This window comes from Streptomyces virginiae (assembly GCF_040638905.1).
Lineage (GTDB): Bacteria > Actinomycetota > Actinomycetes > Streptomycetales > Streptomycetaceae > Streptomyces > Streptomyces virginiae_B.
The window spans coordinates 1-7,733 of sequence record NZ_JBEZYV010000073.1; the positions used below are offsets into that span (position 1 = coordinate 1).

The 7,733-nt window shown below is 69.7% G+C and carries 9 protein-coding genes; 4 read left to right on the forward strand and 5 right to left on the reverse strand.

The annotated features are described in order from the left end of the window. The 5 genes from fxlM to AB0F82_RS38360 form a co-directional block, all read right to left on the reverse strand. The coding region (gene fxlM / locus AB0F82_RS38340) for a methyltransferase, FxLD system (protein ID WP_362636389.1) at positions 1 to 1,193 on the reverse strand (1,193 nt) is incomplete at its 3' end. Continuing rightward, positions 1,097 to 2,371, reverse strand: coding sequence for a bifunctional class I SAM-dependent methyltransferase/NUDIX hydrolase (locus AB0F82_RS38345; RefSeq protein ID WP_362636392.1), 1,275 nt, complete (start codon positions 2,369 to 2,371; stop codon positions 1,097 to 1,099). The genes AB0F82_RS38345 and fxlM, both read right to left, overlap by 97 nt. A 28-nt stretch (positions 2,372 to 2,399) precedes the next feature. Beyond that, complete coding sequence (locus tag AB0F82_RS38350) at positions 2,400 to 3,065, reverse strand: M15 family metallopeptidase (RefSeq protein ID WP_362636395.1); 666 nt, start codon at positions 3,063 to 3,065, stop codon at positions 2,400 to 2,402. Beyond that, complete coding sequence (locus AB0F82_RS38355; RefSeq protein ID WP_362636397.1) at positions 3,062 to 3,568, reverse strand: NUDIX hydrolase; 507 nt, start codon at positions 3,566 to 3,568, stop codon at positions 3,062 to 3,064. Before AB0F82_RS38355 ends, AB0F82_RS38350 begins: the two co-directional genes overlap by 4 nt. Next, the gene (locus AB0F82_RS38360; RefSeq protein WP_362636400.1) at positions 3,565 to 3,792 is read right to left on the reverse strand and encodes a GNAT family N-acetyltransferase; all 228 of its coding nucleotides are present in this window, start codon (positions 3,790 to 3,792) and stop codon (positions 3,565 to 3,567) included. The genes AB0F82_RS38355 and AB0F82_RS38360 overlap by 4 nt, the downstream gene beginning before the upstream one ends. Positions 3,793 to 4,159: 367 nt before the next feature. Here AB0F82_RS38360 and AB0F82_RS38365 point away from each other — a divergent pair, with 367 nt between their 5' ends. The 4 genes from AB0F82_RS38365 (at position 4,160) to AB0F82_RS38380 (ending at position 7,612) form a co-directional block, all read left to right on the forward strand. Then, positions 4,160 to 4,744: a DUF6431 domain-containing protein gene (locus tag AB0F82_RS38365; RefSeq protein WP_362636402.1), complete on the forward strand. Its 585-nt coding sequence runs from the start codon at positions 4,160 to 4,162 to the stop codon at positions 4,742 to 4,744. Between the two features lie 103 nt (positions 4,745 to 4,847). After that, positions 4,848 to 6,203 carry a DDE-type integrase/transposase/recombinase gene (locus AB0F82_RS38370; protein WP_362636404.1) on the forward strand — a complete coding sequence of 452 codons (1,356 nt, stop codon included), beginning with the start codon at positions 4,848 to 4,850 and terminating at the stop codon, positions 6,201 to 6,203. Continuing rightward, positions 6,200 to 7,015, forward strand: a complete 816-nt coding sequence (locus tag AB0F82_RS38375; protein ID WP_362636407.1) for an ExeA family protein — start codon at positions 6,200 to 6,202, stop codon at positions 7,013 to 7,015. Before AB0F82_RS38370 ends, AB0F82_RS38375 begins: the two co-directional genes overlap by 4 nt. A gap of 96 nt (positions 7,016 to 7,111) precedes the next feature. Then, the gene (locus AB0F82_RS38380) at positions 7,112 to 7,612 is read left to right on the forward strand and encodes a hypothetical protein (RefSeq protein WP_362636410.1); all 501 of its coding nucleotides are present in this window, start codon (positions 7,112 to 7,114) and stop codon (positions 7,610 to 7,612) included. Positions 7,613 to 7,733 lie beyond the last annotated feature (121 nt).

The following is a 7,733-nucleotide window of genomic DNA, read 5'->3' on the forward strand; positions in this document are numbered from 1 at the left end:
CCGGAGCGGCGGTGAAGGAGGCCAACCCCGAGTGGTCCTGACCCCTCCCTTCGAGCCGATGCTCGCCCAGGCCGCCGAGTCCTTCCCCGGACCCGCTGTCCTGGCGAGCGGCTTCGCGGCGGAGCAGAAGTTCGACGGCAGAGAGTTCCTGCGGGCACCACGGTCAGCCGGGGCGTGGCCCCGCCCCGCAGATGCCGGTCCCAGGTATGGACTGCGGCGGCCATGGTGTCCGCGGCGGCCTTGCCGTCCGGTCCGAAGCCCTGGACCCCGAACTCCCACGTGGACGTGCCGGTGGCCTCGTCGTGCTCACGTCGTTCCGTCATCAGGCAGGCCAGCGAGCGGCCGAGGACGACGGCTTCGGCGCCTGACCTCTTCGGGAGTCGTACTGGGCCCTGGCGGTCCGGATCGCCGTCCATCCGGCAGAAGCCGCGCAGGGCAGTGGCCAGCCACAGCTGCAGGTCTTCGAACGACTCGCCGCCGCGCACCGTCACCCCGGTCCACAGCTCCACCCCGCCTGCGGTGAGGGCGCGGTCCAGGCCGTCGAGTGGGGCAGGCGGGGTGTCCTCCCAGCGGATCCCGTAGCCGGTGTCCCCGATGAGGGTCGGGGTGTCGTCCCAACGGCCGGCGCCCTGCATAGGTACGAAACCGCACGGGCTGATTTCAGTGGAGACCAGCACTGAGTCCTCCTTGCGAAGCCCGACGGCTCGGGTGAATCCGCCGATTCGCAGCGGTACGACCAGGTGCCCGCCATTCGCGAGCTGGCTGGTCCAGCGCCAGGGCAGGTCGTTCGAGGCGACCGTGACGATGATGGCGTCGAAGCCGTTCTCCGGGATCAGGTGCCCAGGGGCGCCGTGGGTGCCGTCGCCGAGGACGGGCCGCACCCTGTCCGCGTACCCGGTCTCGGCCAGGAAGCGCTGGGTGCGGGCGTGCACGTACGGGTCGATCTCCACGCACACCACCGACCCGTGGGGGCCGACGAGTTCGGCGATGAGGGAGGCGTTGTAGCCGCCGCCTCCGATTTCCAGGACGCTCGCGCCCGGCCGGAGGTTGGCCCGGCGCAGCATGGCCGCCTGCATCTCGGGCTGCGACACCGAACTCATCGACCGCCCAGTGCTGTCGAATACGGTGGCCACCGCCTCGTTGGCGTACGCCCGGGCGAGCGGCTGCTCGGGCAGGAAGGCGTGTCGGGGCACCGTCGTGAAGCCCTCCGCAGCTCGGGCGTGTTGGTCCACCCGGCTTCTGTGAGGTCCCGGACCAGCTGCTCGCGGAGACGGACCGCCGTGGACGGTTCCGTGAACGTCAGCGGCACGTCTCCGGTGGGCCGGGGCGTGTGGTGCGCGGCCGGGGCCTCCGGCAGAAGACCAGGCCACACCACGTTCAGGGCTTGGGCGGAAGCGGTGAACAGCGGCTGCGGCAGGCTCCGCACGGCGGATGGGGTGTGCCACTCCCACCGGGTGATCAACTCGGGCTCCCGTGCCGTGGGGTGGCCGGTGTAGTCGGCAATGCGGGCGATCTCGGTGATGCGGGTGAAGCCGTGGGTGGCGTCGCACAGCGTGCCCAGCAGGAGCACGGATTCCGGCTGGGCGTGCAGGCCTGCCTCCTCCGCGAGTTCGCGTACCGCCGTGGCCTCGAACGCCTCGCCCGGCTCGACCTTGCCGGCGGGGAGGTCCCACACGCTGCGGGAGGGGTTCCAGCCGAGGAGGACCTGCCCGTGCTCGTTGGTGACCACGACGGCGACGCCTGCCATGGCGGCCGGTTTCGGGGTCCGCTTCTCGCTGTAGGTGACGGGGTCGGTATTGGGCCCGCGCAGCAGCAGGACGGTGGAGTCGCCGGCCTCGATGCGCTCGGTGTGCTGCCAGCCGTCGGCGAGGAGGTCGATCTCGGCGTCGTCCAGGCAGATCCCGCGCAGCTCCTCCGGGTGCCGGTCGGCGTGCGGGGTGATCACGCACAGCGTGCCGTCGTCGTCGAGCAGGGCGGCGAGTTCGGCGACCGTTCGGGTGCGGTCGGGCAGGTGGGCCAGGGCCCGGCGCATGGTGATGAGCCGATAGCCGGTACCGGTGGGGGAGAGGGAGGAGAGGTCTCCGCTGGTGATGTCGAGCTGGTGGCAGATGACCCCCTCCGAGGCCGCGGTGGCGCGTTCGACGGCGGAGCGGGCCCAGTCCACGGCGTCGACGCGGTACCCGGCCGCGGCGAGGAAGCGGGCGAGCTCGCCGGTCCCGCAGGCCACGTCCAAGGCCCGGGCCTCCTGGGTGTCCTCCGGCAGGGTCACGTGCTCGGTGAGTACGTTCTTCTCGGCGTTCGTCAGCGGTCGGAAGTCGCGGCCGGCCTCGTAGTGGGCGTGCCAGTCCAGCGCGGTGTGCGTGCTGCTCATGCGGTCCCTGCTCACTTCGTCGGGTGGCTCAGGAGAGATCGGCGGGGTGCTGGGAGACGGGTCCGTAGAGGGCCGCCGCCTTTCCGGTCATCAGGGCCCAGTGGCGGTCGCCGAACGACCAGTGCCACCACTCCGTCCCGTAATTGACGAGCCCTGCGGCCGTGAGCGCACGGCTCAGGGTGGCGCGGTGCAGCCGCGCCTGGTGGGAGAGGCCGTCGGCGACGGTGTAGCAGGGGCCCGCGCTCTCCTCCGGGCTGGCGTTGACCCGGGTGCCCAGGTCCAGCTCGGTGCCGTCCGCATTGACGAGGGTCAGGTCGACGGCCGCGCCGGCGCTGTGCGGGGCGATGTCCGGCGGTGACACGTACCGGCTCGCCTGCGCCCGCAGCTGCTCCACGCTCCAGCCGGTGTTGGCGGCGCGCAGCTCGGCCGCGTACTCCTCGAAGTACCGCTGCTGCAGCGCCGGCGGCCGGAACCCCTCGACGACGAGCAGACGCAGACCGTCGGGCAGGAGCGACTGGGCGTGCAGCAGCCGGTCCAGGACACCGGAGCGGAGGTGGGCGAAGGCGTATGCCGGGTCGGAGCGCCGGTCATCGAGGAGGAGCTCTCCGCCGGCCCAGACGTCGGCTAGGGGCTCGCCGTTCTCGGCTACCGGGATCGCGGCGACCTGCGGGTCGGACATCAGGACGATGCTCATTCAGACCTCCAGTCCCAGGTGTCGAAGTACGCAGGGATCCCGGCGCGGCGGGCGGCCATGACGGCCTCGAGCCGTGCGTGGTCCCGTCCCGGCATCAGGTCCCGCCACTCGGGCACAGTCAGGGCGCGCACTTGGTCGTGCTCGTTCGGGTCCAGCACGATCTCGGCAAGCTGCCTGTAGGAAAGTCGGCCGCCGTCGAACACGAATTCGACCGTGGCCAGCGGCCAGTCCTTCCCCGGCAGCCCGAACACCGTGGCCAGGAGTTTCGGCGGTCCCGGTACGTGGATTCCGGTCTCCTCCCGGCACTCACGCACGGCGGTCTCCCAGGGGCGCTCGCCGGTCTCGGCTACGCCGCCCGGCCACTGCCAGGGGTGGGTGTTGGAATACGTGGCTCGTAGCTGGACGGGTCGGTCATCCTCGTCGGTGAAGAACACGGCTCCGAAGATCGTGGCCTTCGGCAGGGTCGCGGCGAACTCCTCAGGAGGCAGCCACTGTCGGCTCATGAGCCGCTCCTCTCGCTCGGGGCCGCGAAGCGGGTCATGCGCATCAGCGCCGGGTCGGCCGCGAAGCCGAGCCCCTCGTATAGCGGGGCTGACCCGGCGCTGGCGTAGAGCTCGTACAAGGTCACCCCATCGCGCTCCAGGTGGTCGAGGAGCGCGGCGAGTGCAGCCTTGGCGTAGCCGTGGCGCCGGTGGGTGGGGTCGGTGGCGACCGCGTGAATCCGCACGGCCAGCCCCTGGGGGTACTTCGGGGCCGGGGACGGCGTGGACCAGACCGAGGGCGCAGGTGGCGAGGCCGCCGGTGGGGGAGTCGACGACGTACGCGCGGGCGTCACCGCCGTCCTGGAGGCGTAAGGCGAGCTGGTCGGCGCACGTGGTGAGCCACTGCCATTCGGTGGCATCGGCTCCGGGCAGCGTCACCGGCGGCACCGGCCCTGGGCTGGTCTCGATCAGGTGCAGTGTTGGACGACTCTCTGGATGAGCATGAAGGCGGGGGTTGGCGACACTCGCGGTGGACATGAGTGCTGATCTTGGTGGGCAGTCTGATCTCGTTTCGTGCACGACGACACCGTGTGCACGAGGTGGAGGTAGCAAGTGCTCATCGTCGACACCGATGTCGTCCGGGTGGAACGCCGGCTGCGGGCCGGTGAACTGACGTGTCCGTCGTGCGGGGCCGTGCTTGCGCCGTGGGGCCACGGGCGGTCACGGGAGATCCGCGGGGATCTCGGGTCCCGGCTGTTCGTATGTCCTCGCCGTTCGCGCTGTACGGGTTGCCAGGTCACGCATGTGCTGTTGCCGGATGTGCTCTGGCCGCGGCGGACGGATGCGGCCGAGGTGATCGGGGCCGGGCTGGAGATAGCGGCCCTGGGAATGGGGCACCGCCAGATCGCCGCGTGCCTGGGCTTGGCAGAGGGGACTGTCCGCGGCTGGATCCGCCGTTTCCGTCGCAGGGCAGAGGGCGTGCGCCGGTACTTCACCGTTGCCCTGGTCGCGCTCGCGGACGATCCGGTGATGCCCGAGGCGGCGGCCTCGCCGCTGTTGGACGCGGTCTCGGTGATCGCGGCGGCCCACCAGGCGGCTGCGGTGAAGTGGCCGACCATGAACACCGTGTCGCTATGGGCCTTCGCCGGCCGGGCGATAGGCGGCCGCGTCCTGACCTGCACTTCGCCAGCAAGTTGATCAACACGGGCCGCCCCTGGGCGGGATCGGAGGGTGCCGGAAGTCTTGATCGTGTCCGCTGGCTCAGCGGCGGGCTCTGTTCGAGACGTGAGGTGGGTTGCCTATGTCACCGAGTGAGGACGAGGACCGTCGCCGGGCGGAGCGGGCCCGGCAGGTGGGCCTGTTCCGCTACGGCCTGATCCAAAATTTGATCGACACGAAACTCACGACACGCCAGCGCGGGAAACTCGCCCGGGAACTGGCCGCGAAAGAGCACACCGACCCGTTCGGCCGGCAGGTGAAGGTCGCCCGCGGCACGCTGGACCGCTGGGCTCGGCACTACCGCGCGGGCGGTTTCCCCGCGCTGGTGCCCGCTCAGCGGCAGGTGACCCCGCGGACTCCGGTGGAGGTGCTGGAGCTGGCGGCCGCGTTGAAGAAGGAGAACCCCGCCCGCACGGCCGCGCAGATCCAGCGGATCCTGCGGACCACGCAGGGCTGGTCACCGACCGACCGGACGCTGCAGCGGCACTTCGCTGACGCCGGTCTGACCGGCGCCGGCGGCGAGAAGAGTGTGTTCGGCCGGTTCGAGGCCACGCGGGGCAACGAGCTGTGGACCGGGGACGCTCTCCACGGGCCGAAGATCGGTGGACGGAAGACGTACTTGTTCGCGTTCATCGACGACCACAGCCGCGCGATCGTGGGCCACCGGTTCGGGTTCGCCGAGGACACCGTCCGCCTGGCCGCCGCCCTGCGGCCGGCGCTGTCTGCCCGCGGAGTCCCGGAGTCGATCTACGTCGACAACGGGTCGGCGTTCGTCGACACGTGGCTGCTGCGAGCATGCGCGTCCCTGGCCATCCGCCTCACCCATTCCAAGCCCGGACGGCCTCAGGGCCGAGGGAAAATCGAGCGGTTCTTCCGCACCGTCCGTGACCAGTTCCTGGTCGAGCTCGATGAGGAACGTGTCGGCCAGATTGAGCATCTCACCGAGCTGAACAGGCTTTTCACCGCGTGGGTGGAGACGGTCTATCACCGCACGGTGCACTCGGAGACGGGGCAGCCTCCGATCGAACGGTGGCTGGGTTCGATTCCCCGGCCGCTTCCGCTGCCCAGCCCCGCTGATCTTCGGGAGGCGTTTCTGTGGTCGGAGTTCCGGACCGTGACGAAGACCGCGACGGTCAGCCTGCACGGCAACACCTACGAGGTCGACCCGATGCTGGTCGGGATGAAGGTCGAGCTGGTCTTCGACCCGTTCGACCTGACCGAGATCGAGGTGAGGACCTCGGGCAAGAGCACGGGCAAAGCCGTCCCGCACCGGGTGGGCCGCCATACCCATCCGAAGGCGAGGCCGGAGACACCTCCGGAGCCGGCCCCGCCGACTGGAATCGACTACCTGAAGATCCTCGACGAGACCCACAAGGCGAACACCGCGAAGGGCATCAACTACTCGTCCCTGATGGACGACGGGCGGGGACCGCGATGATCGACCGCGTTCAGGGGTACTTCGGTTTCACCCGCGTCCCCTTCGGCCGCAACCTGGCCCCGTCCATGCTCCACCAGCACCACTCCCACCGGGAAGCCGCCGCCCGCATCGCCTGGTGCATCAACAACCGGGCGATCGGCGTGGTCACCGGCGAGGTCGGATCCGGCAAAACCGTCGCCCTCAAGGGCGCCGTCGCCTCGCTCGACCCGGCCCGGTTCACGGTCATCTACCAGCCCAACCCCGAGGTCGGCATGCGCGGCCTCTACGACCGCATCGTCACCAGCCTCGGCGGGACCCCCAAGTTCCACCTGGCCGCTCTCGCCACCCAGGCATCCGCCGCACTGGCCGCCGAGGTCGACGAACGGGGAAGGACGCCGGCCGTCGTGATCGACGAGTCGCACCTCCTCGACCACCAGGAACTGGACGCGATCCGCATGCTCACCAACTACGACATGGACTCCACGACGCCGTTCGCGGTGTTGCTGATCGGCCAGCCCACCCTGCGCAAACGCATGAAGCACGGCGTCCTGGCTGCCCTGGACCAGCGGATCTCGATCAGCTACCAGATGCCCACGATGAGCAAGGAGGAGACCGCCAGCTACATCAAGCACCACCTCACGATCGCCGGGCGAGAGGACACCCTGTTCTCCGACGACGCCGTCGAACTGATCCACCTCACCAGTCGCGGCCTGCCCCGCTCGGTCAACAACATCGCCTGGCAGTCCCTCATCGCCGCCTTCACCGAGGAGAAGGGAATCGTCGACGAGTCCTCCACCCGGACCGCCATCACCGAGACACACGCGACAGAGTGACCAGGAGAGCGACACCGCGTTCCGTCGCCTCCCGCGACCTGACCCTGCTCAAAGCCGCTGGACAGCCCATCGCTGCAGATGACAGGCTCCCGCCCCATGGAGCTACTCGATGTCGTTACGGAACTGGCCAGGGCGGGACAACTGGGCCCGGTCTCGAACGGCGCGGTCTGGGACGAGGTCACCGCGGCCCTGGGCAAGCCCTTCGAAGTGGTCATCGGAAAGCGTCGATCATGGCCACGTCTGTTCGCCTATGGCGACCTCGAGCTGAGCGTCTGCCGCTGCCAGAAGATCATCCTGATCTGTCTGCAGACCTGGCGTGATGACATCGATCTCCCTGTCGGCCTCGTCGGCAGGGAGACCTTCCCCGGCAACCTCAAGTACGCCGACGTGACCGAATCTCTCGACCGCGCCGGTTGCGCCTGGGAGCCCTACGCGCCTCTGACTTTCGCCAACCAGTGCTCGGTCCAGGCCACGTCCTCTGGCGTTGTTCTCGTCTTCGAAATCCCCGAAGGGGAAGACCCCGTCCTCAACGTCATAGGACCCCCGCCCCACCGACACGACTGCCCCGCGAACACCGGGACCCCCGCGACACCGTGAGCATCGAGCCGACACCGTGTTCACCACGACCCCGGCGGCCTGACGGCCGCCGGGGTCGTTTCACAGGCTTCCTCGACGCTGAGAACGTCGGCGTCATGCACATCCTCAACGTCGCGCAACA

What these genes read in the sequence shown, in the direction of transcription:
- AB0F82_RS38345 (WP_362636392.1), bottom strand. Translation starts at nt 2,371, where the DNA reads ATGAGCAGCACGCACACCGCGCTGGACTGGCACGCCCACTACGAGGCC.
- AB0F82_RS38350 (WP_362636395.1), bottom strand. Translation starts at nt 3,065, where the DNA reads ATGAGCATCGTCCTGATGTCCGACCCGCAGGTCGCCGCGATCCCGGTA.
- AB0F82_RS38355 (WP_362636397.1), bottom strand. Translation starts at nt 3,568, where the DNA reads ATGAGCCGACAGTGGCTGCCTCCTGAGGAGTTCGCCGCGACCCTGCCG.
- AB0F82_RS38370 (WP_362636404.1), top strand. Translation starts at nt 4,848, where the DNA reads ATGTCACCGAGTGAGGACGAGGACCGTCGCCGGGCGGAGCGGGCCCGG.
- AB0F82_RS38375 (WP_362636407.1), top strand. Translation starts at nt 6,200, where the DNA reads ATGATCGACCGCGTTCAGGGGTACTTCGGTTTCACCCGCGTCCCCTTC.
- AB0F82_RS38380 (WP_362636410.1), top strand. Translation starts at nt 7,112, where the DNA reads ATGGAGCTACTCGATGTCGTTACGGAACTGGCCAGGGCGGGACAACTG.